The 26492-nt window shown below is 69.5% G+C and carries 18 protein-coding genes, 1 tRNA gene and 2 pseudogenes; 10 read left to right on the top strand and 11 right to left on the bottom strand.

The window, feature by feature from the left end; translation table 11 throughout:
* Window positions 1-402: 402 nt before the first annotated feature.
* The 3 genes from NAMU_RS07915 to NAMU_RS07920 all read left to right on the top strand — a co-directional run bounded on the left by NAMU_RS07915 (window position 403) and on the right by NAMU_RS07920 (window position 3192).
* Window positions 403-2460, top strand: a complete 2058-nt coding sequence (locus NAMU_RS07915) for an ATP-dependent DNA helicase UvrD2 (protein WP_015746886.1) — start codon at window positions 403-405, stop codon at window positions 2458-2460.
* Between the two features lie 164 nt (window positions 2461-2624).
* Window positions 2625-2780 carry a hypothetical protein gene (locus NAMU_RS29795; RefSeq protein ID WP_015746887.1) on the top strand — a complete coding sequence of 52 codons (156 nt, stop codon included), beginning with the start codon at window positions 2625-2627 and terminating at the stop codon, window positions 2778-2780.
* A gap of 145 nt (window positions 2781-2925) precedes the next feature.
* Window positions 2926-3192: a WhiB family transcriptional regulator gene (locus NAMU_RS07920; protein WP_015746888.1), complete on the top strand. Its 267-nt coding sequence runs from the start codon at window positions 2926-2928 to the stop codon at window positions 3190-3192.
* Window positions 3193-3451: 259 nt separating this feature from the next.
* On the opposite strand, the gene NAMU_RS07925 is transcribed toward NAMU_RS07920, so the two are convergent.
* The 3 genes from NAMU_RS07925 to NAMU_RS07935 are packed head-to-tail and all read right to left on the bottom strand — an operon-like array spanning window position 3452 to window position 7816.
* Window positions 3452-5332 (bottom strand): putative nucleotidyltransferase substrate binding domain-containing protein, encoded by a 1881-nt coding sequence (locus NAMU_RS07925; protein WP_015746890.1) that lies wholly within the window; start codon window positions 5330-5332, stop codon window positions 3452-3454.
* Window positions 5333-5354: 22 nt separating this feature from the next.
* The gene (locus NAMU_RS07930) at window positions 5355-6203 is read right to left on the bottom strand and encodes a glutamate ABC transporter substrate-binding protein (protein WP_015746891.1); all 849 of its coding nucleotides are present in this window, start codon (window positions 6201-6203) and stop codon (window positions 5355-5357) included.
* Window positions 6204-6211: 8 nt separating this feature from the next.
* On the bottom strand, window positions 6212-7816 hold the full coding sequence (locus NAMU_RS07935) for an amino acid permease (protein ID WP_015746892.1): 1605 nt from the start codon (window positions 7814-7816) through the stop codon (window positions 6212-6214).
* Between the two features lie 150 nt (window positions 7817-7966).
* On the opposite strand from NAMU_RS07935, the gene NAMU_RS07940 reads away from it, so the two are divergent.
* On the top strand, window positions 7967-8170 hold the full coding sequence (locus tag NAMU_RS07940) for a hypothetical protein (RefSeq protein WP_041368571.1): 204 nt from the start codon (window positions 7967-7969) through the stop codon (window positions 8168-8170).
* A 17-nt stretch (window positions 8171-8187) separates the two neighbouring features.
* On the opposite strand, the gene NAMU_RS07945 is transcribed toward NAMU_RS07940, so the two are convergent.
* The 3 genes from NAMU_RS07945 to NAMU_RS29800 form a co-directional block, all read right to left on the bottom strand.
* Complete coding sequence (locus NAMU_RS07945; protein WP_015746893.1) at window positions 8188-9519, bottom strand: ABC1 kinase family protein; 1332 nt, start codon at window positions 9517-9519, stop codon at window positions 8188-8190.
* A 44-nt stretch (window positions 9520-9563) separates the two neighbouring features.
* The gene (locus tag NAMU_RS07950) at window positions 9564-10574 is read right to left on the bottom strand and encodes a hypothetical protein (RefSeq protein WP_138180006.1); all 1011 of its coding nucleotides are present in this window, start codon (window positions 10572-10574) and stop codon (window positions 9564-9566) included.
* Window positions 10575-10710: 136 nt separating this feature from the next.
* Window positions 10711-10860, bottom strand: a complete 150-nt coding sequence (locus NAMU_RS29800; RefSeq protein WP_015746895.1) for a DUF5679 domain-containing protein — start codon at window positions 10858-10860, stop codon at window positions 10711-10713.
* Between the two features lie 175 nt (window positions 10861-11035).
* Here NAMU_RS29800 and mgrA point away from each other — a divergent pair, with 175 nt between their 5' ends.
* Window positions 11036-12085 (top strand): L-glyceraldehyde 3-phosphate reductase, encoded by a 1050-nt coding sequence (gene mgrA / locus NAMU_RS07955; RefSeq protein ID WP_015746896.1) that lies wholly within the window; start codon window positions 11036-11038, stop codon window positions 12083-12085.
* A gap of 24 nt (window positions 12086-12109) precedes the next feature.
* Here the strand turns inward: mgrA and NAMU_RS07960 are convergent, their stop codons facing one another.
* Complete coding sequence (locus NAMU_RS07960; RefSeq protein WP_041368573.1) at window positions 12110-13492, bottom strand: zinc-dependent metalloprotease; 1383 nt, start codon at window positions 13490-13492, stop codon at window positions 12110-12112.
* 78 nt (window positions 13493-13570) lie between these two features.
* On the opposite strand from NAMU_RS07960, the gene NAMU_RS07965 reads away from it, so the two are divergent.
* A complete protein-coding gene (locus NAMU_RS07965) occupies window positions 13571-14632 on the top strand; it encodes a YlbL family protein (RefSeq protein WP_015746898.1) in 1062 nt (353 codons plus the stop codon).
* An 8-nt stretch (window positions 14633-14640) separates the two neighbouring features.
* On the opposite strand, the gene NAMU_RS07970 is transcribed toward NAMU_RS07965, so the two are convergent.
* Window positions 14641-15156: a PPA1309 family protein gene (locus tag NAMU_RS07970; protein ID WP_015746899.1), complete on the bottom strand. Its 516-nt coding sequence runs from the start codon at window positions 15154-15156 to the stop codon at window positions 14641-14643.
* 237 nt (window positions 15157-15393) lie between these two features.
* Between NAMU_RS07970 and NAMU_RS07975 the strand changes: the two genes are divergently transcribed.
* The 3 genes from NAMU_RS07975 (at window position 15394) to NAMU_RS30400 (ending at window position 18865) form a co-directional block, all read left to right on the top strand.
* Window positions 15394-18342 (top strand): UPF0182 family membrane protein, encoded by a 2949-nt coding sequence (locus NAMU_RS07975; RefSeq protein ID WP_015746900.1) that lies wholly within the window; start codon window positions 15394-15396, stop codon window positions 18340-18342.
* 155 nt (window positions 18343-18497) lie between these two features.
* Window positions 18498-18574 (top strand) — tRNA-Met (locus NAMU_RS07980).
* A 108-nt stretch (window positions 18575-18682) separates the two neighbouring features.
* Window positions 18683-18865 carry an NUDIX domain-containing protein gene (locus tag NAMU_RS30400; protein WP_217180783.1) on the top strand — a complete coding sequence of 61 codons (183 nt, stop codon included), beginning with the start codon at window positions 18683-18685 and terminating at the stop codon, window positions 18863-18865.
* A 562-nt stretch (window positions 18866-19427) separates the two neighbouring features.
* Here NAMU_RS30400 and NAMU_RS31725 read toward each other — a convergent pair.
* Both NAMU_RS31725 and NAMU_RS07995 read right to left on the bottom strand, forming a co-directional pair.
* Window positions 19428-19667 (bottom strand): annotated as a pseudogene (locus NAMU_RS31725) (HD domain-containing protein); the annotation flags it as partial.
* Between the two features lie 446 nt (window positions 19668-20113).
* Window positions 20114-21937 (bottom strand): IS481 family transposase, encoded by a 1824-nt coding sequence (locus NAMU_RS07995; protein WP_015746902.1) that lies wholly within the window; start codon window positions 21935-21937, stop codon window positions 20114-20116.
* A gap of 352 nt (window positions 21938-22289) precedes the next feature.
* Between NAMU_RS07995 and NAMU_RS08000 the strand changes: the two are divergent.
* Window positions 22290-24764, top strand: a pseudogene (locus NAMU_RS08000) (DEAD/DEAH box helicase); the annotation flags it as partial.
* Between the two features lie 1083 nt (window positions 24765-25847).
* Here the strand turns inward: NAMU_RS08000 and NAMU_RS08005 are convergent.
* On the bottom strand, window positions 25848-26411 hold the full coding sequence (locus NAMU_RS08005) for a dihydrofolate reductase family protein (RefSeq protein ID WP_015746903.1): 564 nt from the start codon (window positions 26409-26411) through the stop codon (window positions 25848-25850).
* Window positions 26412-26492 lie beyond the last annotated feature (81 nt).

Consider the following 26492-nt stretch of genomic DNA (forward strand, 5'->3'; position numbering starts at 1 on the left):
GCCCCCCTCCCCGCGCGGAGCCATGCCGGCGGCGCCCCCCTTTCCCGCGCGGATCAACTTCTCCGGCGCCCCCCTTCCCGCGCGGATCATCTTCGCCGGCGCGGATGAAACTGCACCGAATGTGACTCGTGCGGCGCGAGTCAACGACTTCATCCGCGCCGACGATGGCCGCCCGATCCAGATCCACCTCGACCGCTCACGTCGACGGTTGGAGTGGGCCTCGCCAGGCGGCTGGGCCGACGGTACGCCGGCCCCGCCGCCGGGATCTGCGCGGATCAACTCACACCGAATGTGACGAGTGGGACGGGAATCGACGACTTCGGCCGCGCCGGGGAAGTTGATCCGCGCGGCACAGGGTGGGGTGGAAGTGTCGTACGGCTGTGCGAGCATGGTTGGGTGCCGATGAATTACCTCGATGGCCTTGACGACGGGCAGCGCGCGGCCGTGCTCGCGCCCTCCGGACCGGTCTGTGTGCTCGCCGGGGCCGGCACCGGGAAGACCCGCACCATCACCCACCGGATCGCGCACCTGGTGGCCACCGGCGCGCATCCGGCGTCCGAGGTGCTGGCGGTCACCTTCACCACCCGCGCGGCGGGGGAGATGCGGCTGCGGCTGCGGGCCCTGGGCGTGCCCGGGGTGCAGGCCCGCACGTTCCACTCGGCCGCGCTCAAGCAGTTGCGCTACTTCTGGCCGCGCGCGGTCGGCGGTCAGCTCTGGCCGGTGCTGGAGCACAAGTTGCGGCTGGTGGCGATCGCCGCCCGCCGGGCCGGGGCCGCCACCGATGCGGCCACCCTGCGCGACCTGGCCGGCGAGATCGAGTGGTCCAAGGCCACCCTGGCCGGGCCCGAGCAGTACCTGGCCGCGGTGGCCAAGGCCGGGCGGGACACCCCGCTGCCGGCCGAGACCGTGGCCAAGGTGTTCGCCGGGTACGAGCGGGCCAAGCAGGAGGCCGAGCAGCTCGACTTCGACGACCTGCTGCTGCACACCTGCGCGGTGCTGGAGGACGACCGCGACGTCGCCGCCGAGTTCCGTTCCCGTTACCGCAGTTTCGTCGTCGACGAGTACCAGGACGTCACCCCGCTGCAGCAACGCACGCTGGATGCCTGGCTCGGCGGGCGGGATGCGGTGACCGTGGTCGGGGACGCCAACCAGACCATCTACTCCTTCGCCGGGGCCACCCCCCGCTACCTGCTGGGCTTCGAGAAGCGTTACCCCAACGCCGAAGTCGTCCGGCTGGAGCGCGACTACCGGTCCACCCCGCAGGTCGTCGGGCTGGCCAACCGGGTCATCGCCGGCGCGTCCGGCGCCACCACCCGGTACCGGCTCAAGCTCACCGCGGTGCTGCCGGACGGTCCGGCGGCCACCTTCGACGAGCATCCGGACGAGCCGACCGAGGCCCGCGCGGTGGCCGCCGCCTGCGCCGCGCTGATCGCCGACGGCACCCCGCCGTCGGAGATCGCCGTGCTGTACCGGATGAACGCCCAGTCCGAAGGGTACGAGGACGCGCTGACCGCGGCCGGGGTGCCGTACGTGATCCGCGGCGGGCAGCGGTTCTTCGCCCGCCCCGAGGTGCGCCAGGCCATCGGGGTGCTGCGGACCGCCGCCGAGGCCTCCGGCGCCGACGTCACCGACTCGCCCGGCCCCGGCCTGGTGCTGGCGGTCCGGCAGTTGCTGGTGCCGGTCGGCCTGACCGACGAACCGCCCGCGCCCGGCGCGCTGCGCGACCGCTGGGACTCGCTGCTGGCCGTGGTCAGCCTGGCCGAGGAACTGGCCGCCGCCGACCCGGAGGCGGGGGTGCCCGAGCTGGTCCGCGAGCTCGACCAGCGGGCCGAGGCCCAGCACGCGCCCTCCGCACTGGGGGTCACCCTGGCCTCGCTGCACGCGGCCAAGGGCCTGGAGTGGGACGCGGTGTTCCTGGTCGGCCTGACCGACGGCACCCTGCCCATCCAGCACGCGGAGACCCCCGAGGAGATCGAGGAGGAGCGCCGGCTGCTCTACGTCGGCGTCACCCGGGCCCGGACGCGGCTGGCCGTGTCCTGGGCGCTCTCGCGCACCGAGGGCGGCCGGCGCACCCGGCGACGCAGCCGGTTCCTCACCGGCATCGCCCCCGACAGTGCCCGCCCGGACCGCACCGGCCGGGCCCCCGGCCGCTGCCGGGTGTGTGGGGCGGCGCTGTCCACGCCGACCCAGATCAAGTCCGGGCGCTGCGGAAAGTGCCCCTCCAGCGCCGATCCCGAGCTGGTCGACGCGCTGCGCAGCTGGCGCAAGGACCGCTCAACGCAGGCCTCGGTGCCGGCCTTCGTGGTGTTCTCCGACGCCACCCTGCTGGCCATCGCCGAGCGCAAACCGGCGGACGTGGCCGCGCTGCTGGCCATCCCCGGGATCGGTCGGGCCAAGCTCGATGCCTACGGCTCCGACGTGCTCGAGATCGTCGGCCGGGCCGGCGTGAAAAGTTCCTGAGAAAATTCTGCGATATTCAGTTGCGTCGTCCTGGCGCCCCGCCCTACTGTCGTTCCCGTTGGTGCACCACGGTCCGTGACGGGCCCGGAGTGCGGCAGCGAAGTGATCAGAACGCCACGACATGCTCTCCGCGCAGGCGGGGTCGACGAGAGGGAGGTGCCGACATGTTCAATCCGCGGATGATCAGCGGTCGGTCCGGCCTCTGCGTCGCGCACCTGCGGCGGATCGAGGGGCCAGCCATCACGGCGCGACTGCGCCACGATCAGGTCGATGTCTTTGGCGGCGGCATGTTCCAGCGCCAGGGAGCGCCCACGGCCTGATCGGCCGCCCTTGTCTTTCCGCTGGTTCGCCCTATGGGGTGAATGCCTTGTTTGCCTGTATTTGACAGGCCCTTCGCGTACTCCGAGCCGTAGGCCGGCCCACCCGGACCGGACGGCCACCACCATCCTCACGGAGGCCCCCGTGATGCACCTGCTCGAACTCATCGACACCCCACCGACCGACGACCTACCCTGCCTGTCCGGGGACCCCGACCTGTTCTTCGCCGAACGGCCGGACGAACTGGAACAGGCCAAGGCGCTGTGCGTCGACTGCCCGATCCGGCCGCAGTGCCTGGCCGCGGCCCTCGACCGCGGTGAGCCCTGGGGTGTGTGGGGTGGCGAGATCTTCGACCACGGCGTCGTGATCGCCCGGAAGCGGCCGCGTGGCCGGCCCCGGAAGGTCGCGGCATGACCACGCCGGTCCGGTCCCGCGCCGCCCGGCGCTTCCCGTCCACATCCGTTGTGGCCAGCCCAGTCTCGCCACAACCCAAGCACATCAGCACATCTGCGCTCCGCCGATCGGCGGACCATTCTCGGAGGCATGACATGAGTTCTCTCATCGAAGATCTGGCTCGCGACCGCATACGCGACATCCAGCGGGACGTCGAGCGCACCCGGCAGATCCGCCGGGCCAAGGCGGCCCGCAAGAGCCGCTGACCACGGACGGCGCGTCAGGAACCCGCGTTCTGACGCGCCGTCCACTCGTCCACCGGCACGTACACGGCGATGTTGTCCATCCGCCGTTGCACCGCGGCCACCTCCCGGATCGCCTGGGCCAGGATGCTGCGGTCGATCGGCGACACCGTCGCCATTTCCAGCACATCCGTCGGCGGCTCGCCGTCGCGCCACTGTCGCAGCTGATAGCGCAGCCGCAGCCGCTGCAGCTCCCCGAACACCTCGATCAACGTCGAGGCCGACTCCTGCGGCATCATCTCCGACCCGGCCGCCGCGCGCAGCCGCTCGACCGTCGGCAATGCCGAGGAGCCCACGCTCAGCGCGGCCCACCGGGCCAGGTTGACCAGGGGCAGCAGCCCGTCGTTCTTGACGTTGACGAATTCCGGCCGGCGCCGCAACGCCTCCCGCAGCACGTGCGGCTTGGCCCGCCGGGCCAGCATCTCCTGCAGCAGCAGGCGCATCGTGCCCGGATGCTTGCGGACGTCGGCGAAGACCCGGTCGACCTCGGACAGGCCCGGATCGCCGTGGATCGGCCGGCCGTCCACGAGCAGCGACGTCATGATCGCGCCGTTGTTGCGGTCCGGCGCGGCCATCCATTCCAGCGCCGCGGCCCGCCACTGCGCGTTGGTCCGGGCGAACAGCGGATTCTGCGCCGAGGTGCCGCGCTTGTCCCGGTACAGCCGGGCGCCGTCCAAGATGTCCGCCACCTCGGCGAAAGCGCCCCGATAGGCGGCGATCTGGCTGGTCGGCAGGCCGTCGACGAAGCTGGCCGCCGAGTCCACGTCGGAACTGAGCACCGCCTCGTGCCGGCCGTTGCTGCCCAAGGCCAGCCAGGTGAACGCATCGACCGACAGCTCCGGACGATGGTCGAAGACCAGCCGGATCGCCCGCCGCACGATGGTGTCGATGATCGCCGAGTGGACGCCGATCACCTTGCTGACGGTCAGGCCGCGGGTGACCAGCTCGTCCAGCACGGCCGGCAGCCGGCGCGCCCGCTGGCACAACTCGTCCACGGTGGCCGCGCGGCGGATCTGCTCGTGCAACGAGATGCCGGCGGTGGCCGGCGAGACCATGAAGTCGCGCGGGGCGATCACCCCGCACACGCCGCCGACCCGGTCGACGACCAGCACGAAATCCGCGTCCCGGTCCAGCAGCACGACCAGCGCCTCGGCGGCCGAGTCGCCCCGCACCACGGTCGGCGGATGACGGTCCGCGACCGCGTCCGCGGCCAGGGTGGACAGGTCACCACCGGCGGCCAGTGCCCGCCGGATCAGTGTGTCGGTGAGCATGCCGAAGCGGCCGCCGGGCAGCGCGACCGCCGCGCACGGCGCATCGAAGGCGGTCATCTGCGCGGCCGCCTGCACCAGCGTCGAGCCGGTCGGGATGATCAGCGGATCGTGCACGATCAGGTCGTCGACGGTGGTGTACGCGGCCAGCGGCGGGACCGGACGGACGATGCCGCCGGTCGCCGTCGCCGGCGTGTGGGCGGCCAGGTAGCGGGCGCCGCCCAGGGCGGCGAATGCGCCGGCCAGCGCCGAGACCGGCAGGGCGGCCGCGCGGACGTCGGTGGCGGCGGCCGCGCGCGGACCCAGGGCCCGCTCGGCCAGCACGCTGGTCATCCCGATCAACGAGCCGGGCCCCACCGTGTCGTCCGGGACCGACGACGGACCCGGACCCGGCTCCCACCACAGGTCGACCCGGCCCTCGATGACGAACAGGACGTTGCGGACCGGGCTGGCGAACGCGTCCAGGACGAGTTCGCCGGCCCGGAACCGGACGGTGCGCGCCCGGCCGGCCAGGTCGGCCAGCCGGGCGGCGTCGAGCCGGTCGAACGGCGGGTACCGGCCCAGCCGCCCGGTCAGCTCCTCGGTGTTCACCGGCCGCTCGTGCGCACGGGGGTCAGGCGGACCCGGGCGTCGGCGGGTCCGGGATCGCGTACCCGGACGGGCCCACGGTGGCGTCCAGCGACGCCCGCCAGGAGCCGTCCGCGATGTACTGGGCCAGCGCCTGGTTGACCTGGGCGACGCGCGCGTCGTCACCCTTGGGGATGCCGACGCCGTACCGCTCGTCGGTGAACCCGTTGCCCACCAGCTTGAGCTTGCCCTTGTACTGATCCTGCGCGGCGAACCCGGCCAGGATGACGTCGTCGGTGCTCACCGCGTCCACCTCGCTGTTGGCCAGGGCGGCCACGCAGTCGGAGAACCGCGGGTACTCGGTCAGGGTGATCCGGCCCAGGTAGTTGTCCTTGATGTACTGCGAGGACGTCGTCCCGGTCACCGAGCACAGCACCCGACCGTCCAACGTGTCCGGCCCGGTGATGTCGGTTTCGTTGCGCCGGACCAGCAGGTCCTGATGGGCGACGAAGTACGGGCCGGCGAAGTCGACCACCTGCTTGCGCTGATCGGTGATCGAGTAGCTGGAGAACACCAGATCCACGTCACCGCTTTCCAGCAGCTTCTCCCGCTCGCTCGGATCGGCCTGCACCCAGGTGATGTTCTGGCTCGGCACGCCGAGCGCGGCGGCCACGTAGGTCGCCGTGTCGACGTCGAAGCCCCGGTAGGTCTCACCGTCCTTGAACCCCAGCCCGGGCTGGTCGAACGAGATGCCGATGGTGAGCTTGCCGCCCTCCTGGGCGCCGGAGACGGTGCTGGGCGTGCCGACCGAGCCGGAGCCCGAACTGCAGGCGGCCAACCCGACCAGGGTCAGGGCCAGCACGGCCCCGACCAGGCCACGACGGGAATGGCGCATGGTCCGCCTCACCGTCCCTTCTCGTCGGGCGCGGCCGGCGGGGCCGGGGCGACCCCGGGCACCGCATGGTCCTCGTCCAGCTCGGCCAGCGTGTGCTCGGTGTCGATCGGCGACTCGTACCGGGGCCCGTCGTTGGTCCAGGCCGATTTCATCCGGCCGCCGGTGTGGGCGTGCACCTTGGGCCGCACGATCAGCCAACCGGTGATGAACACGACCGCCAGGATCGGGATGCCGAACACGATGACGATGAAGTTCGTCTTGTGCCAGAAGTACGGCGAGCTCTGCCAGCCGGAGATGGCCATGCCGACGATCACGAAGGCCAGGAAGGCCAGGCCGATATAGCTGGTCCAGGGTGAGCCGGGCATCGGGAACGAACTGGCCGGGATGACGCCCCGGTCGGTGAGCTGTCTGAGCCGGATCTGGCACAGGAAGATCGTCGACCAGGTGAAGATGACGCCGATCGCGGCGGCCTCCAGGGCGATCTCGAACGCATCGGGCTCGATCGCGTTGAGCAGCGCACCGAAGACGTAGACGATCGAGGTGAACACGATGCCGGCCCAGGGCACCCCGGACGCGCTCATCTTCATGGTGAACTTGGGGGCCTGCTTGGACACCGCCAGGCTGCGCAGCACGCGGCCGGTGGAGTACAGCCCGGAGTTCAGGCTGGACATGGCGGCGACGATGAGGATGCCCTGGATCAGGGCGCCCATCCAGTTCAGGCCCAATCGTTCGAACACCGTCACGAATGGACTGGTGCCGGCCGTGTACTCGCTGGTGGGCAGCATGCACACGAGCAGCAGGATCGACCCGCAGTAGAAGACGCCGATCCGGAAGATGACGGCGTTGACGGCCTTGGGCACTTCCCGTCGGGAATCGGCCATCTCGCCGGCCGCGACGCCGACCATCTCGATCGCGGCGTAGGCGAACACGACGCCGGACATCACCAGAATCGGGCCATACCAGGCGAAATCACCGGTGGACGGCCAGAAGCCGCCAGGATTGCTCCACAGGTTCTCGAACCCGGCCTGGTGGTCGCCGATGGTGAAACGACCGACCACGACCACGATGCCGACGATCAGGAACGCCACGATCGCGGTGACCTTGAGGATCGAGGCCCAGAACTCGAACTCGCCGAACGCCTTGGCCGACAACAGGTTGATGATCAACACCACGACCAGCGCGATCAACACGGTCGCCCAGGTCGGCATGGTCGGCCACCAGAACTGGACATACAGGCCGACGGCCGACAGTTCGGCGATCCCGGTCAGCGCCCAGTTCAACCAGTACATCCAGCCGGTGATGTAGGCGCCGGCCTCGCCGTAGAACTCGCGCATGTAGGAGACGAAGGCGCCCGAGGTGGGGCGGTGCAGCACCAGCTCGCCCAGCGCGCGCATCAAGAAATAGGCGATGACGCCGACGAAGGCGTAGCTGAACAGCAGGGCCGGACCCGTGCTGTGCAGGCGGGAGGCCGAGCCCAGGAACAGGCCGGTGCCGATCGCACCGCCGATGGCGATCATCTGGACCTGGCGCCGGCCCAGGCTCTGCTTGTACCCCTCCTGCTCGGAATTGAGATTGGTGGCGGGCTGCGATGGTCGCGGCTCGGTCTGGGTCACGATGCACCTCCTGGTGTGCGCGGCATCCGGAACGGATGGGACTCATGCAAGCCCCCCAATGCAGTCAATGCATTACGGGGTGTTACTACTGGATGACAACGTTGTCGAGCTCGATGAACCCAGAATCGACGGCGGAGTTATCGTGGCGCGGTGGAATACCCACTGTCAGGCCCGGTCAAACCGGGCGATCAGCGCATTCTCGCAGCCTGCCAACTGTGCGGCCAGGCGGTGCCGGACGCGCCGGTGACCTGGATGCTCGAGCATGGACCCCGCGGTCCGGTGTGGACCTGCCCGGACTGCGCGCGGGCGCACCTGCGCTCGATCGAGGCCAAGCTCGACCAGGAGTACTGGTAGGGCCGGCCGCGGACAACTCAGGCGTGGGCCGGGGTGTCCGGCTCGTCGAGCCCGGGCAGGAACCGGGTGACGATCTCCCGGAACGGCGCGGTCGCGTCCAGCTGGCACAGCACGCCGACCGAGCCGAGAGTGACCCGGTGAATCAACAAATAGGACGGCGGCAGGTTCAAATTGCGCGCCATTTTTGACTCTTCGCTGGAGAAGTTCGACATTCGCGCCGCCTGCGCCTGCATCCAGGTGCGGGTGAAATGGAACTCGGGCTGGCGCAGCGGTTCGATGAACGGCACCAGGTAGTCCATCAGCAGTTCGGGATCGGGGTCGTAGCCGGCCGGGATGAAGCCCTCCTCGCGCAGGGCGGCCATCACCAGATCGGCCCGGCCTTCCAGGGCCATCCGGGTCACCCGGCCGATGATCGCCGGGGTGCCCTCGGGCACCCGGGCCACCGAGCCGAAGTCGATGACGGCCAGCCGGCCGTCCTCGGTGAGCATGTAGTTGCCCGGGTGCGGGTCGGCGTGCAGCAGGCCGACCTGCTGCGGGGCGGCGAAATGCAGCTCGGCCAGCAGGGTGCCGGCGCGGTTGCGCTGCTCGGTCGTGCCGCCGGCGATGATCTTGTTCAGGGAGATGCCGTCCACCCATTCCCCGATGATCGCCTTGGGGGCGCTGGCCACCACCCGGGGCACCAGGAAGTTGGCGTCGTCGGTGTAGGCGGCGGCGAATTGGCGCTGGTTGTCGGCCTCGCGGGCGTAGTCCAGTTCTTCCAGGATGCGGTCGCGCAGCTCGGCGACCAGCGGGCGGATCTGGGTGCCGGGGATGACCATGCCGAGCAGGGGAGCGACCCGGAACAGCTGGTCCAGGTCCGAGCGCAGGGCGGCGTCCGCGCCCGGATATTGCAACTTGACCGCGACCTGGCGCCCGTCGTGCCAGATGCCGCGGTGCACCTGGCCGATGCTGGCGGCCGCGGCGGCGGTGTCGTCGAACTCCTGGAAGCGGGACCGCCAGCCGGTGCCGAACTGGTGGGCCATGATCTTGTGCACGGTCTCCGGCGGCATCGGCGGGGCCGCGTTCTGCAGCTTGGTCAGCGCCTCCCGGTAGGGCGCGGCGTACTCGTCGGGGATGGCCGCCTCGTACACCGACAGGGCCTGGCCGAACTTCATCGCGCCGCCCTTGAGCGTGCCGAGGACCTCGAAGAGCTGCTCGGCGGTGCGCCGCTGCATCTCGCTGCTGATCTGGTCGCGGTCCCGCCCGGCCAACCGCTGGCCCAGGCCCAGCGTGGCGCGACCGGCCGCCGACAGCGGCAGGCTGGCCAGACGTGCGGTTCTGTTCAGGGCACCGCGGGGAATGTCGGCCACCTGCCCATTGTGTCAGGGGCGGCGACGGGCTCGGCCGGGCGCGCTCACGGGGTGCGGTGGCAACCGCAATCCGGGTGTTCGGGCCAGGTGCGCCGGCGGGGGGCCAGCGCGTCGGGCGTCCACTCGACCGAGCCGTTCACCGTCGTCGGTACCCCGGTGCCGTCGATCAGCTCCAGGGTCTGCCCGATGGCGAGGCAAGCGGCCATCGCCGAGATGGTCACCGGCGCGCGGGGTGTCTGCCGGGACAGCTGACCGGCCACCGCGGGCCAGCCCGGGTCGGCGTCGGCGCGGTGCCGGTTCACGCAGCCCAGGCAGCTGGATCGGCCGGGCAGCACCAACGGGCCGACCAGCGCGCGGGCCGCCTGGGTGAGCACCGCCAGGTGCGGGATGCGCTGATGGACCAGAATGGCCGCCCGGACCAGGTCCGGGACTTGCTCACCGACCAGGACGACCAGCGTCGGAGACTGGTGGGCGGCCGGCCGATGGGTGCGGACCAGCGGGTTCGCCGCCCGCAGGGCCCGGGTGGCGGTCGAGCCGGCGGCCGGGCGGGGACGCGCGTCCGGGTCGGCTCCCGGGGGCGACGGATCGTGATGGACGTGCCCGACGCCGGCCGCCGCCACCAGGGTGGCGACCAGGGTCGCGGCCGCGCAGTCGCCGTGCACGACGACCAGCGCGTCCTGCCGGGCCTGCAGGATCCGGGTGGCCGCGGCCTGCCCGTGCCGGTGGGCCAGGCCGATCCGTTCGCCGGCCAGGTGCCCGGGCACCGCGCCCGGCCGGTGCGCGGACCGGGCCGCGTCGACCAGTAACCCGGCGGCCAGCAGCTCGCCGAGCAGCGATCCCCAGACCATCGGGTCGGCGTCGTGGGCCTTCAACACAGTGTCGACCGGACGCAGCCCGTCCAGCTCGGCCAGGATGGTGGCCGCGTCCGGTGGTGCGTTGAGCAGGCAGACCCGCCGCGGTTCCTCGACGCCGATCTGGAGTTCGTCCGGTGACCGGACGATCAGCGGAACGTCCGCGGACAGCGCATAGCGGGCCGACAGATCCACCCGCGTCACGTCATGAACAGCCACCTCGTCATCACCCCGGACCAGGGTGACGCATCCCGACGAGGCACGGGGAAAGTTGTCCACAGGGCGATCGCTCCTGTGGATAACCGTCCCGCCCCGGGAGTCCCCCGGGGCGTCCCGAAAATCAGGCCTTGCCGAGGATCCGGTTCATCTTGGTGCCGCAGACCGGGCAGGTGCCCTTCGCCATCCGGCGACCGTTGGTCTCGGCGACCTCACCCTCGAAGTCCCGCTTCTCCTTGCACTTCACGCAGTAGCCGTTGTAGGTCTCGGCCATCGGCCCTTCCTTTCGTTCGCGGCGGCCCGGAGCCCGAGATGGCCTCGTTGCCGGCAAGCCCGCACCCGCTTGATCCGTGGATCGGACCGGCGCTCACCGTACCCGCAGCGCACCGCCGAGCCGGGGATTTGCGCTGAACGGCCCCGATGTCGATCCGGCTGACAGACTGGGCCGCATGGCCAGTTCACCGTTCCCCGCCCCCGTCTACCTCGCCGACGACGCCCGCTACGACTCGATGCCCTACCGCCGCACCGGCCGCAGCGGCCTGCTGCTGCCCGCCGTCTCGCTGGGCCTGTGGCAGAACTTCGGCGACGTCAACCCGCTGGATACCCAACGGGCGGTGCTGCGCCGGGCCTTCGACCTCGGCGTCACCCACTTCGACCTGGCCAACAACTACGGCCCGCCGTACGGATCGGCCGAGACCAACTTCGGCGCGCTGATGGCCCAGGACTTCCGGCCGTACCGGGACGAGCTGGTCATCTCCACCAAGGCCGGCTACGACATGTGGCCCGGGCCCTACGGCGACCGCGGCTCGCGCAAGTACCTGCTGGCCTCGCTGGATCAGTCGTTGCGGCGGATGGGTCTGGACTACGTCGACATCTTCTACTCGCACCGCGCCGACCCGGACACGCCGCTGGAGGAGACGATGGGCGCGCTGCACACCGCGGTCGCCTCCGGGCGGGCGCTGTACGCGGGCATCTCGTCCTACTCGCCGGAGCGGACCCGGCGGGCCGCGGAGATCCTGGCCGACCTGGGCACGCCGCTGCTGATCCACCAGCCGTCGTACTCGATGCTCAACCGCTGGATCGAGGAGGGCCTGCTGGACACCCTGGGCGAGCTGGGCGTCGGCTGCATCGCGTTCTCCCCGTTGGCCCAGGGCATGCTCACCGGCAAGTACCTGGACGGGGTGCCGGAGGACTCGCGCGCCGCGCGGGGCGGTTCGCTCTCGCCCGAGCTGCTCACCGACGAGGCGCTGAGCCACATCCGCGCGCTCAACGGCATCGCCGCCGACCGCGGTCAGTCGCTCGCCCAGCTGGCCCTGTCCTGGGCGCTTCGGGACGAGCGGGTGACCTCGGTGCTGATCGGCGCGTCGTCGGTGCGCCAGCTGGAGGACAACCTGGCGGCGACGGCGAACCTGGCCTTCGACGACGAGGAGCTGGACCGGATCGGGGCGCACGCCGTCGACACCGGCATCAACCTGTGGAGCCCGTCCAGCGCGGTGTGAGCGGGAGGCCGGCCCGCGCCCGGGTCAGACCGGGCGCGGCGGCTGCTCGTCGGGGTTGCCGTCGTCGCCGGCCGGGTCCCGGGAATCAGCCGGAGCGGCTGAATCGGCCGGGTCGGTCGCGTCGTCCGGCTTGCCCAGCAGCTGGGTCTCGATGTCGTCCAACCCGGCGAGCAGCTCGGTGAACTGCTTGTCGCGTTCGACGAAGCCCTTCGGGTCGTCCAGGTCGGTGCCCGAGGGCAGCAGGCCCGGGTCGGCCCACAGGGCGTCCCGGCCGTCCGTGCCGCGGGACTCGCCCACGGCCTGCCACAGCTCGGCGGCGGCGCGCAGCCGCCGGGGCCGCAGCTCCAGGCCGATGAGGGTGGCGAAGGTCTGCTCGGCCGGCCCACCGGTGGCCCGGCGCCGGCGCAGCGTCTCGCGCAGCGCGTTGGCCCCCGGCAGCCGTTCGCCGACCGCGTCGGCGACGACCGTGTCCACCCAGCCCTCGACCAGCGCGAGCAGGGTCTCCAGCTCGGCCATCGCGGCCTGCTGGCCGGGGGTGATGGTCGGCTCGAACATGCCCTGGCCCAGCGCCGCCTCGATGCTGGCCGGGTCGGACGGGTCGATGTTGGAGGCCAGCTGCTCGACCGCGGAGAAGTCGACCGAGATGGCCCGCGCGTAGTCGTTGATCAGCGCGACCACCCGGTCCCGCAGCCACGGGGTGCCCGCGTACAGCCGGTGGTGGGCCGCCTCGCGGACGGCCAGGTACAGCCGCACTTGGTCCTCGGGCAGGTTCAGCCCGGCGCCGAACTCGCTGATCGAGCGGGGCAGCAGCGCGGCGGTGCCCTCGGGTCCGAGCGGGATGCCGACGTCGGTGGAGGTGAGCACCTCGGTGGCCAGCTGGGCCAGCCCCTGGCCCAGCTGCGAGCCGAAGGCCATGCCGCCCATCGAGCCCATCATCGCCAGCAGCGGTCCGGCCTGGGCCTTGGCCTGCTCGGGCAGCCCGTCCACCCAGGCGCGGGAGACCTGCTCGGCGATGGGGGAGCACAGCTTCTCCCAGGCCGGCATGGTCGCGTCCACCCACTGGCGGGGCGTCCAGGCGGTGGCCGTGCGGGCCCCGGCGGGCAGCGCGGTCGCGCCGTCCAGCCAGACTTCGGCCAGCTTGATCGCCTCGACCACCTTGTTCACGTCGACCGCGGAGGCCGGGTGGGAGGCGGGCAACTGGGAGGTGGCCAGCCGGCGCGCCAGGTCGTAGTTGACCGGGCCGGTGGAGGCACCTGAGGCGTTCGCCTGCGACATCATCTGGCCGAGCTGGGAGAGCATCGAGCCGAGCTGGCCGAGGTCGAAACCGCCTGGCCCCGGGCCCTGGCCCGGCTTGCCGTCGGGGTCGTCATCTCCGGATGGGCTGAATCCGAAGGGCAGATTCGTCATGCGGCCCACGTTACGCACTTTCGTCCCTCCTGGGTGGCGTGGGTGTGAACGATCCTGCTCACCCCTACCCTCGCAGTCATGTCCTGGTTCACCCGGCTGTCGACCCGCGGCCGCACCCTCGTCGTGGGCGGCGCGACCAGCGCGGTCCTGTTGACCGCGGCGGTGGCCATTCCCATCCCGTACGTCGCCATCTCGCCGGGGGTGACCTACAACGTGCTCGGCTCGGTCGGCGACACCCAGGTGATCACTTTCACCGGTGACGACGTACCGGCCGGGGCGGACGCCGCCCGCTCCGGCGAGGGCAACCTGAACATGACCACCATCTCGATCAGCGACGGCATCACCCTGTTCGAGAGCCTGGGGCTGTGGGCGTCGGGCCGGTTCGCGCTGGCCCCTCGCGAGGACTACTTCCCGCCGGACCAGACGGTCGAGCAGGTGGAGGCGCAGAACGCGCAGGCATTCCGGGACTCGCAGTCGGCGGCCGAGATCGCGGCCCTGCGCTATCTGGACTACCCGAACGTGGTCTACGTCGGCGACATCGCCGAGGGCTCACCCAGTTCCGGGGTGCTGCAGCCGCAGGACAAGATCGTCGGGCTGGACGGCACGCCGATCACCGACTTCGCCTCCCTGCAGGCCGCGCTGGCCGGGACCACCCCGGGTCAGACGGTGACGGTCACCGTGCACCGGGACGGGCAGAGCGTCGACGAGAAGGTCACCCTGGGCAGCAACCCGAGCGTGGGCACCCAGGGTGTGCTGGGGATCGGCGCCGTGCAGCGGCCGCAGGCGCCCTTCGACATCACGATCGCGCTGGAACGCATCGGCGGCCCGTCGGCCGGGTTGATGTTCGCGCTGGGCATCATCGACCGGCTCTCCGACGAGGACCTGACCGGGGGCGAGTTCGTCGCCGGCACCGGCACCATCGACGCGGACGGCAAGGTCGGCCCGATCGGCGGCATCCTGTTCAAGATGATCGCCGCTCGGGAGGCCGGCGCCACCGTGTTCCTGGTGCCCGCGGACAACTGCGCGGAGGCGTTGACCCAGGTGCCGGAGGGTCTGCAGCTGGTCAAGGTCGGGACGCTCACCGACGCCACCGCGGCGCTGGACACGCTGCGGGCGGGCGGCACCCCGCCCGGCTGCTAGGGCAGCGCTCAGTTCTGGTCGTCGAAAGTCAGCTCGAGGGCGTCCAGCAGGTTGGGAGCCAGATCCGCCCCGCGAACCAGCGGCAACTCCTGCTCCCCGGCGGGCACCCGCACCCGCAGGAGGCAGGCGCGGGGTCCGGACCGCAGGACCCCGGCGACCAGCCGCGCCTCGGTCCGCTCCGGATGCTCGGCCGCCTGGGCGGCGGCCGCGTCCGGGTCCTCGGACAGGGCCTCCTGGGCGCTGGGCGGCAGCACCAGGATCTCCTGGACCAGCACGCAGCCGGCGACGCCGGCCGGCCAGGACACCTGGGCCAGGCCCCGGGCCACGTCCTGGTCCGGCAACGGGTCCTGGGCGATCGGCGTGTAGACCGCCGTGTCCAGTTCGGCGGCCAGCGACGGCTGGGCGGCGAGCAGGTCCTCGGTGCGGACCAGCGCGAACAGCTGCACCGGCCGGTCCCACCCAGCGGAGGCGACGAATTGCTCGACCTCGGTCAGCGCGGCAGCCAGGTCACGGTCCTCACTCATTCCGATGATCTTCGCACGTGGGGGGCACACAGCTGACGCATATGAGTTCTGCGTGAATCCGTCCGTTGCCCGATCGTTGCCCGATCCGGGGAACCCTGCGGCCCATGCCTACAGTTGAGGGATCGAGCACGCGCGTACGACTCGACTCGCCTGGCATCCGGTCCGCACGGCCGAACGCCGTCCAGCGGCGATCATTGGCGGGCTCGATGCATGAGAGACGACCCGAGGAGTTCATCCGTGGCCATGCGGCCCCCTGTCGGTCTACCGACCATGTCCAAGCGCGCGAAGCGGGTGTTGATCGCGCTCGTCAGTCTCGCCGTGCTGGCCATCCTGTGGTTCCAGTTCGTCGGGATCTACGTCGATTGGCTCTGGTACGGCGAGGTCGGCTTCCGCGAGGTGTTCACCACCCAGGCGATCAGTCGGGTGGCCATGTTCCTGGTCGCCGGCCTCGGGGCCGGTGGTCTGGTCTTCCTGGCCATGTACCTGGCCTACCGGTCCCGGCCGGTCTTCGTGCCGACGGCCGAGGTGGATCCGCTCGCGCCCTACCGGACGATTGTCACCACCCGGCCCAAGCTGTTCGCCTTCGGCATCTCCGGCCTGGTCGCCCTGGTCTGCGGGTTGTCCGCGCAGTCGGACTGGACGGTCGTGCAGCTGTGGTTGCACGGGGGAGACTTCGGCACCGCCGACCCGCAGTTCGGCAACGACGTCGGCTTCTACGTCTTCACCCTGCCGATGATCCAGCTGGTGCTGGGTTGGCTGTTCCTGATCATCGCCATCTGCTTCATCCTGGTCGCGGTCGTGCAGTACCTGTTCGGCGGGATCCGGCTGTCCGGGCCGGGCCGCAAGGTGACGCCGCAGGCCACCATGCAGCTGTCCCTGCTGGTCGCGGCGTTCGTGCTGCTCAAGGCGGTGCAGTACTGGTACGACCGGTACGAGCTGCTGTTCTCCAACCGGAACCCCACCTTCACCGGCGCCTCCTACACCGACATCAACGCGGTGCTGCCGGCCAAGCTGATCCTGATGCTGATCGCGTTGATCTGCGCGATCGGCTTCATCGTCGGCGCCTTCACCCGCTCGGTGAAGCTGCCGGCCATCGCCCTGGGGCTGCTGGTGCTGTCCAGCGTGCTGATCGGTGGGGTGTGGCCGCTGGTGCTGCAGCAGGTCGTGGTCAACCCCAACGGCATCAACCGGGAGCCCGAGTACATCGCCCGCAACATCGAGGCCACCCGAACCGCGTACCAGATCCGCGACGACCAGATCAACTACGTGAACTACCCGGGGCAGCTCACCGGTGATCCGCAGGAGATCGTGGCCGACCAGAGCACGGTGCCCAACGCGCGCCTGCTCGATCCGAACGTGCTCTCGCCGACGTTCACCCAGCAGCAGCAGCTGCGCAACTTCTACGGCTTCCCCGACCAGCTGGCCATGGACCGATACACGGTCAACGGGCAGACCCAGGACTACGTGGTCGCGGTCCGCGAGCTCAACGCCGACGGGCTCAACGACGCGCAGAAGAACTGGATCAACGAGCACATGGTGTTCACCCATGGTGACGGCTTCGTGGCCGCGCCGGCGAACACCGTGGTCAACGGCTACCCGGACTATGTGGTCTCCGACCTGGCCGCCCTGCAGCGGCAGGAGGCCGGGGGCGCGGCGTCGCCGATCCCGGTGAACCAGCCCCGCACCTACTACGGCCAGCTGGTGACCGACTACGCGATCGTCGGCGGTGACGGCGGAGCGCCCCGCGAGTACGACACTGACAGCTCCCGGTACACCTACACCGGCAGCGGCGGCGTGCCGGTGGGCAACCTGTTCCAGCGGGCGGTGTTCGCCACCGAGTACGGCGAGCAGAACTTCCTGTTCTCCTCGGAGATCAACGCCAACTCCAAGATCATGTACAACCGGGACCCGATCGAGCGGGTCAAGCTGGCCGCGCCGTTCCTGACCACCGACACCAAGGCCTACCCGGCCGTGGTGGATGGGCGGATCGTCTGGATCGTCGACGCCTACACGACGGCGGCGAACTACCCGTACGCGCAGGCGGTCACGCTCTCGGACGCGACGAACAACTCGCTGGCCGCGCGGGGCGCCGCCGCCGGGCAGACCAACCAGCAGGTGTCCTACATCCGCAACTCGGTGAAGGCGACCGTCGATGCCTACAACGGCACCGTCACGCTGTACGCGGTGGACGAGACCGACCCGGTGCTCAAGGCCTGGGAGGGTGTGTTCCCCGGGCTGGTCAAGGCCAACAGCGAGGTGAGCGCGGACCTGCGGGCGCACTTCCGGTACCCGCAGGACCTGTTCGAGGTGCAGCGTTCGCTGCTGGTGCGCTACCACGTCGACGACCCGGTGGACTTCTTCCAGAGCTCCGGCTTCTGGCGGGTGCCCAACGACCCGACGGTCAGCGACACCTCCGTGCAGGCGGCCCAACCGCCGTACTACCTGCAGGTCAAGCTGCCCGGGTCCGATCAGGCAACATTCCAGCTGACCAGTGTGCTCACCGGCTTCCAACGGGAGTTCATGAGCGCCTATGTCTCGGCCGGCTCCGACCCCGAGGAATACGGCAAGCTGACGGTGCTGCGACTACCCACGGCCACCCAGACACCCGGTCCACAACAGGTGCAGCAGCTGTTCCGGACGACCCAGGAGGTCAGCAGCCTGGTCACCCTGGCCACCAACCAGGGCGGGTCGCGGGTCATCTTCGGCAACCTGCTGACCCTGCCGGTGAACGACGGGCTGCTGTACGTCGAGCCCTTCTACATCCAGGGTGCGGCGACATCGTCCGGGTCCTCGTTCCCGCAGCTGAACCGGGTGCTGGTCTGGTACGCCGGTCGGGTCGGGGTGGGTAACACGCTCACCCAGGCGCTGACCAGAGCGGCGCAGAGCGCGCCGGTGCAGACCCCGGCGACCGGGGACGGCACCGACCTGTTGCCCTCGGACACGGCGGCGCCGACGACGACCGAGCCGACGACCACCGCGGCGCCCCCCGCCGACCAGGCGGCGGCGCTGGCCCAGCTGGACGCGGCGGCCAGTGCGCTGGACGCGGCCAAGGCCTCCGGTGACCTGGGGCAGATCGGCGCGGCCAGCCAGAAGCTGGAGGACGCGGTGAACGCGTACCTGCAGCTGGCCGGCACCGCGATCCCGAGCGCGAGCCTGGGCCCGGTCCCGACGTCGGCCGGCGGGTAGCCCTCGGCGCATGGCGTACAGTGGCGGGCGGCCTTCCGGAGGTTCGGAGGGCCGCCCGCAGCTGTTTCTCCGGGTGGTGTCCGCCGTCACATGCGTTGGGGCGGAATCGATTTGGAGAACGGCCGGGGACCTTGTTACAGTGAGATGTACAACGACGCGGGGTGGAGCAGCTCGGTAGCTCGCTGGGCTCATAACCCAGAGGTCGCAGGTTCGAATCCTGCCCCCGCTACCATCGTGATCAGGCAAAACGGCTCTCGGACATAGTCCGGGGGCCGTTTTTCTTGCCATTTGTGACCACGTTTGTGACCGAACGCGGTTCGGTGGCGGTCACGGGGGCTCGATGCGGGCGCGCCGGAACAGCATCGTCGTCGCGGCGTCCGCGTTCGTCGTCGACGACCAGGAACGCCTGCTGATGATCCGACGCACAGCCAGCGGCCTGCTCGGCCTCCCCGGCGGGCGTCACGAGCTGGGCGAGACCCTGACCGAGACCGCGATCCGGGAGACGTTGGAAGAGACGGCGTGACCATCCGGGTGGACGGGCTGGTCGGCATCTTCTCAACCCCCACCACGTCGTCGGGTTCTCCGACGGCGAGGTCCGCCAAGAATTCTCGGTGTGCTTCCGGGGCCGGCCGATCGGAGGCACCCCTCGGTCCAGCAACGAGGCCACCAACGCCGACTGGGTGCCCAGAGACCAGATGGCCGGGCTCACCATCCACCCGTCGATCCGGCTGCGCATCGAGCACGTCTACGCGGGCGGCGAGCCGTACTACACGTGAGACAGGCCGGCGTCGCGAATCCAGGCTTGCGCCCGCTCGATTGCGGTCTCCCATTGCGGCCAGTTCACCGCCAGGGCTGACGACATGGTGGTCGGCCGGGTATCTCTGCTGAACCTCGGCCATGCGGACGGGAAAGGTCAGTCGCTGGCAATCGGGCCCGACCGTCATGTCGGCGAACCACAGGAGATCGCGGACCAGCGTCTGCTCATCGGTGAACTCGGCCAGCTGCGCGCCCAGGCCGAGCTCTTGAGCCTCGGCCGCGGCGCTGGAGTGGAACGCAACGAGGTTCACGACCCGCTCGGGGAACGCCCGTTCGCGGAGGAATCGGGCGCCGTCGAGCGGGTGGAAGCCGAGCACCGCGAGGTCGGGGGAGTACCCCATGTCGTGGAGCCAGGCCGCGCTGACCAGAACGTCGGCGTCTTCCTGGCCAAGCTCCGAGGCCACTGAACTAGCGACAGTCGCGACCGCCCGGGAGTGAGCCCAACGCCGCGGAAGGGCGTGCTCCAAACACTCGCGGGCCGTAGACTCCGCAAACCGGACCAAGCTCATCCGTCCACGATAGGCAAGGTGCGGGTCGCAGCAGTTGCACGGCCAGGCCGACGACGTCCGGGGGGACAGCCACGTGTTACAACGCACCGGCAAAGGGGACCGAGCATCGAGCCTTCTGCCCAGACTGCACCGCCGCGTCTGGGACGGCACACCGCCGATACGTCGGGCTGCTGGGCCGAGCCGAATCTCTAGGGGCCACGACAACGCATCTGACTCCGGCTGGCCGCACGCGGCACCAGAACCTGTGGGGCTCCCAGATAGGCCTGCTCGGAGCACGGGACGCCCCACGGAGGCATCCGGCCCAAGGGTGCCGAACCGACCCGGTGTCGCACATCAACTGGCGGACGGCTGTCGCACATCACCCGACGGAGGACAAGGCGCCACGTCGTTGCCTTGGTTCAGGGGATGGTTAACGATTTTGTGCCAGCTGATCCTTTACACCGGGCCTAGACAACTTGGGTTGTGGCCGATCGTGGTCGGTCGGCCTTGATGTTACGCACCGGAATTGTCGTGGTCCGTCGAATGATTCGGGTTTCGCCGTCGTCGAATTCGATGGCCAGGGTGGTGTCGGACACGTGAACGGTCACGGTCTGGTGCTGATGGGTGCGGCCGAGCGCGACTTTCTGTCGGCACACGGTGATCACGCCGGTGCTCGACGCGCGACGCTGGACCCGGACCGGTTCGGTAGACGGCCGGGGTGGCGGCCCGGCCGGCCGGTTCCCGCGGAGACGAACGATTTGCTCGTGCGGCAACGGGTTCGGCCGCACCCGCAGCAACTCACGGGTGTCCAGGTCGAAGAACATCAGGGTGTCGCGTTCGATGCGGATCCCGACCTGCCGGCCGGCCAGGATCTCCGCGGCCAGCATGGCGTGCCCGCCCAGGACGACGGTGCCGCCGCGGGTCACGACCCGTTCGACCTCCACGGCGTCACCGGGTTGGACCGGCGGCAGCGGGGACGGGCCGGCGGCCACGGCCCCGGCGGCGAGCAGCGCGGACAGGTCGGTGACCGTCAGGTGCGAGCGGACCGTCTTGACCCGGGTTCCCCCGATGAACAAATGGATCAGGGTGGTGTCGGCCCAGAACCGCACGACCTGCCCGGAGCGGGCCGGGCCGAGCCAGAGCTGCCGGCCGGCCAGTTGCAAGTTCCCGGCCGGCGGAACAACCCGGTCGAACTCGACCGCCCCGCCCGCGCCGCCCCGGCCGGGGCCTGGAGGTGTTGCCGCGCCGGCACTGTCGGGTTGGTCACCGGACGGTGCGGACGTCGTCGGAGCCGGCGCGGGGGCGACCGTGGGTGGCAGCCACAGCGGCACCAACTCCGCCTCGGCGGGGTTGATGGGGGTGAACCGGTCGGCCGGGCTGACCGGCCGCTGCCCGTCCAAGGCCTGGTGCGGCCGTTCGGTGTTGTAGACCCGGACGAACTCGTCGACCGCGGCCTGCGCGGCGGCCAGCGATTCGAACGGCTCGTGATCGTCGAGCAGCTCCCGGCGCAGCGTCAGGTGGAATCGTTCGATTTTGCCGGTCGTGGTCGGCGACGCCGGCTGGGTCAGCCGGTGGGTGATCCCGTTGTGCCGGCAGATCTTGTCGAACAACACCTCCCCGCCGCGACCGAACCGGGCGGTGAACTGTTTACCGTTGTCGGTCAGGATCTCGCCCGGAACACCGAACCGGGCCAACGCCGCGGCCAGGGCCAGGCACACCGCCCGCCCGGTGGCCCGCTCGACGACCGCGGCGATCACGCAGAACCGGGAATGGTCGTCCACCCCGGTCACGACCTTGACCCCCCGCAAAACTCCGGTGGCAGGGTTGACCAGCCAGACGTCGCCGACGATGTCGAGCTGCCACAGCTGCATCGGCCCCGGTCGTTCCCACCGCTGGTACGAGCTCCGCGGCCGTTTCCGGCGGCGTGGGGTGACCAGGCCGTGCCGGATCAGGATCCGGTTGATCGTGGCCGTCGACGGAACCGTCAGGCCGGCGGGCTTGCGCAGCAGCTCCATCCGGATGCGCTTGGCGCCCCACCGTGGGTGGGTCCGCCGCAGCTCGGCGACCCGCACCGACACCTCGTCGCCGGCCTGGTGCGGGCACGACCGGGGTCGGTGCGACCGGTCCGCCAGCCCGGTCACGCCCTCGGTCAGGTACCGCCGCAACCAGGCATGCACGCTCACCCGGGACACCCCGACCGCGGCCGCGACCTCGGTCACCGTGGCACCCGCCAGCACCGCCCGAACTGCGTCCAGCCGCTGCTCCACCTTCGACAAGACAACCAGAGCCATTCCCGGCCTCCCGAGCACGACGATGCCCACGAGCATCGCCCCTCAGGACGGGCCGATCACGGCCAAGTGTTAAGGATCAGCTGGCATGAGACTGTTAAGCATCACCCGAGACAGGACAAAGGCGCCACGTCGTGCCTCGTGAGAACTTTCTCTACTCATTCAAGGCCGGCCTGCGCCTGCGGCCTCTACTGGCGCTCCGGCCTCCCGGCTCCGACCGGCTACAGCGCCACCGCTACGAGATCCGTCAAGACCGGACTTTTCCGGCTCGCTCAGTAAGGAGCTGACGTTCTCATCGCGTCACTGTCTGCCCGCCCGAGTAGCGTTCGTGGACTGCCAAACGGGAGGCCTGTCCATGCACCTTGAAGAGCTAAGGCTCGGTCTGCGGATCGACGGTCTCATCCCCGCGGAGGTGATCACCGTCATCGCCGCGCAGTGGCATGGCACGGATGCCGTCGAACTGACCTACAAGAACGCCACCGGCGGGCTGGGCCAGCAAGTCGTGTTTCGCAAGGACCAGGACAACCTGAGCATCGCCCAGAGTGGCAGCCGTGCCTTCGACGCCACCGCGAGCGACTTCAAGCTCGTCGCCGAGGCTCAGCGCATCTCACTCGCTGGTCTGTTCGATCCCATGCTGGCCGTCGCCACCAGTGACGTGCAGCCGCTCCCGCACCAGATCCGCGCGGTGTACGGCGAGCTGCTGCCGCGCACTCCGCTCCGGTTCCTGCTCGCCGACGACCCCGGCGCCGGAAAGACGATCATGGCCGGCCTTTACATCAAGGAGCTGCTACTCCGCGACGACGTCAAGCAGTGCCTGATCATTGCCCCGGGTGGTCTGATTGAGCAGTGGCAGGACGAGCTCTTCTTCAAGTTCGGGCTTCGGTTTGATCTGCTCACGAACCAGGTCATCGATGCCCAGGCGAACTTCAACGTCTTCGAGACCAATCCTCTGCTGATCGCCCGCATGGACCAACTCTCGCGCAACGAGCAGCTGCAGGCGCAGCTCAAGGAGACCGAGTGGGACTTGATCGTCGTCGACGAGGCGCACCGTATGGGGGCCCACTACTTCGGCGGCGAGCTCCGCAAGACCAAGCGATTCCTTCTCGGTGAGATCCTCGGCCAGATCACCCGCCACCTCCTCCTGATGACCGCGACCCCGCACTCGGGCAAGGAGGAGGACTTCCAACTCTTCCTGACCCTGCTCGACCGCGACCGCTTCGAGGGCAAGCAGAAGAAGAGTGCTGACGTCAGCGGCATCATGCGGCGCATGGTCAAGGAAGACCTCCTGACCTTCGAGGGCAAGAAGCTGTTCCCTGAGCGCATCGCCGAGACCGTCCCATACGAGCTGACCGCGCTGGAATACGACCTTTACGAGGACGTCACCCACTACGTCCGCGAGGGGATGAACCGCGCCGAGCGGATCGGCGGCAAGCGCAAGAACACCGTCGGGTTCGCGCTCACCGTCCTTCAGCGCCGGCTCGCGTCCAGCCCTGAGGCCATCTATATGAGCCTCGTACGACGCTCCGAAAGGTTGGAGCGCAAGAAGCTGCAGATCCAGAACGGCACCTACCGCGACACCGAGCCGGAGATTGATCTGAGCGAGATCGACGACGACGAGTTCAACGCCGAAGAGATCGAGGCCGCCGAGGAAGAACTCCTCGACGCCGCCACGGCGGCGCAGACGGTCGAGGAGCTGAACGCTGAACTCCTCGAGCTCGCAGGCCTCATCAAGACCGCTCGACTGGTCCGTGAGGCGGGCACCGACCGCAAGTGGACTGAGCTGTCGAACATCCTTCAGGACAACGCGCTCGTCACCGACAAGAACGGCTGGCCACGGAAGTTCATCATCTTCACCGAGCATCGCGACACCCTCGACTATCTACAGGGAAGGATCGGCTCGCTTATCGGCAAGCCCGACGCCGTCAGGGCGATCCACGGCGGCGTACGCCGTACCGAGCGTCGCCAGATCACCGAGGAGTTCACCAAGAACCGCGACTGCCAGATCCTGCTGGCCACTGACGCCGCCGGCGAAGGTCTCAACCTCCAGGCCGCGCACCTGATGGTCAACTACGACCTACCGTGGAATCCCAACCGCATCGAGCAGCGGTTCGGTCGGGTCCACCGTATCGGTCAGGAAGAGGTCTGCCGTCTCTGGAACCTCGTGGCCTCCAACACTCGCGAGGGCGAGGTCTTCACCAGACTGCTCGAGAAGCTCGATCAGATGCGTGAGACGTACGGCGGAAAGGTTTTCGACGTCCTCGGCGAAGCCTTCACCGACATCCCGCTGCGCACCCTGTTATTGGAGGCGATCCAGTACGGCGAGCGCGAGGACGTGAAGGCGAAAATGCATGAGGTCATCGACGCCTCGGTCGGGGACGGACTCAAGGACTTGCTTGACGAGCGTGCCCTCGCGTCGGAGCACCTCGCCGACGCGGACCTACACGCATTGCGTGCCGCCATGGACGCGGCGCGAGCCCGCCGGCTCCAGCCCTACTATATCGAGCTCGCGTTCAAAGCGGCATTCACCAAGTTGGGCGGTCGCATCGTCAAGCGCGAGCAGGGCCGCTACGAGATCGCGAACGTTCCACAGCACATTCGCTCCGCCGGCACCGGACCAATCGCCACCAAATACGACCGGATCACCTTCGATCTGGCCCACGTCCAGCCGGGCGATCGGAGTCGCGCGGACCTCCTCGCACCCGGCCACCCACTCCACGACGCCGTCATGGGAGAGGCCATCCGACAATTCGGCGGCGCCCTCAACCAGGGCACTGTTCTCGTCTCCTCGACCCTTGAGGAGCCGCAACTTCTCGTCGGCGTCGTCGAAGAGAACGTGGCCCAACCGCCGCCACTGTCAGACAAGGTGTTTGCTTCGGCGAAGTCCCACGTGATCGGTAGCGCCTGCCGCGCGAATGTCTCGCGGAACGCTGCACGGTCACTCATCCATGTCGTCACGCTGGACGACAAGTTCGTCATCTTGCTCTGGATCAAGCCGAGGTATGTCGCGACTGCATCTGCGTACTCCGCCGTACCCCCGTCCTCGACAACCTTGTGGCGAGCTTCGCGCACGAGGGATCCGAAGGTAGTCAGAGCCACCATCTGACGAGGTGTGAACAGCCTCGCGGTGCTGGTCATGCCATAGAGCGGTGCGCCCATGTACTGAGAGTTCGTCGCGAGTGCACCGTCGGGGTAGTCGTCTGGCATGGCCACGACGGCAGCCACTGTTTGGTCGTTGGTCGGCGCGTGGTAGGTCCGTCGGCGTCTGCCCTCTGCGACCGTGGCCATCAGGATGGCCCCGATGCGCCCCTCGACTCCCCGGGCCTTGATGTATTCGAGGCTAACGGCCGTCTGACAGGCGACGCATGTAGCACCCGCCCGCCCATTCACAGATCCATCAACGAGAGGCCCTGACTTGGAAGTAGCAATCTCGAAGACGACCCTCTGGCCGGAGGCGTGTGACTGATCTGTCACAACTGTTGGAACGGCGTATGCCTCTTGCCCCGTAGACCCCGCCGCAGCCCCTCCCGACTCAGAGTGCGATCTGACATCTTCGCCGAAGGACCATGTAGCCAATCAAGATTTCAATGCGACGCCAAGCGGACGGCCGAGTCCTCCTGTTGATCGGAAGGTCCTTACTTTGTGACCAGGTTTGTGACCAGAACCCTGTGATACGGGTTGATTCGCAGTGCGACGCGTGAACTCGTGTGAGAACGGTTCATACACTTCAACAGACCTATATCGCTCACTTGTGCGATGAGTTGAAACGCCGATCGCCTGACTCATAACCCAGAGTTCGCAGGTTCGAATCCTGCCCCCGCGACCTGAGTCTTGAGGCAAACGGCCGCCGGACCAAGTCTTAGGTCGTTTGCCTCAACCTTGGTGAGTGGGCGGTCCGGTCCTGGTGACCCGGGGGTCAGCGCCGGGTCTCGTACCGGGTGAGCAGCACGCCGCCGGGGAACGTCCGGGTCTCCACCAGGTTCAGGTTCACCCAGTTCCCCAGGGCCGTGAAGAACGGCAAGCCGCCGCCGATCAGGACCGGTGCGGTGGCCAGCACGTACTCGTCGATCAACCCGGCGCGCATGGCGGCCGCGGCGAGGGTGGCGCCGGCGATGTCCATGGGTCCGCCGTCCTGCGCCTTGAGCCGGCTGATCTCGGTGACGGCGTCCGTGGTGACCAGGCGGGTGTTCCAGTCGACCGGGCGGCTCGTGGAGGAGAAGACCACCTTGGGCATGTCCCGCCAGCGGCCGGCGAACTCGATCGCCGCCGGCGTCGCGCCCGGCTGCTGGTCGGCGGTGGGCCAGTGCGAGCTCATCGTCTCCCACAGCCGGCGCCCGTACAGCGCCAGGTCGGTGGCCGCGACCCGGTCGGACCAGAACTGGAACAGCTCGTCGCTGGGCGTGCCCCAGCTCAGGTCGTCGCCTGGCGCGGCCACGTAGCCGTCCAGGCTCACGTTCATGCCGAAGGTGAGTCTGCGCATCGAACCAGCCTTCCTGAGTCGGTCCTGGATGGGTAGACCCGGCTGTCGGGCGAATCCGTGGAGCTGTTACACCGCACTTCG

It is taken from the genome of Nakamurella multipartita DSM 44233, assembly GCF_000024365.1.
GTDB classification, from domain to species: domain Bacteria; phylum Actinomycetota; class Actinomycetes; order Mycobacteriales; family Nakamurellaceae; genus Nakamurella; species Nakamurella multipartita.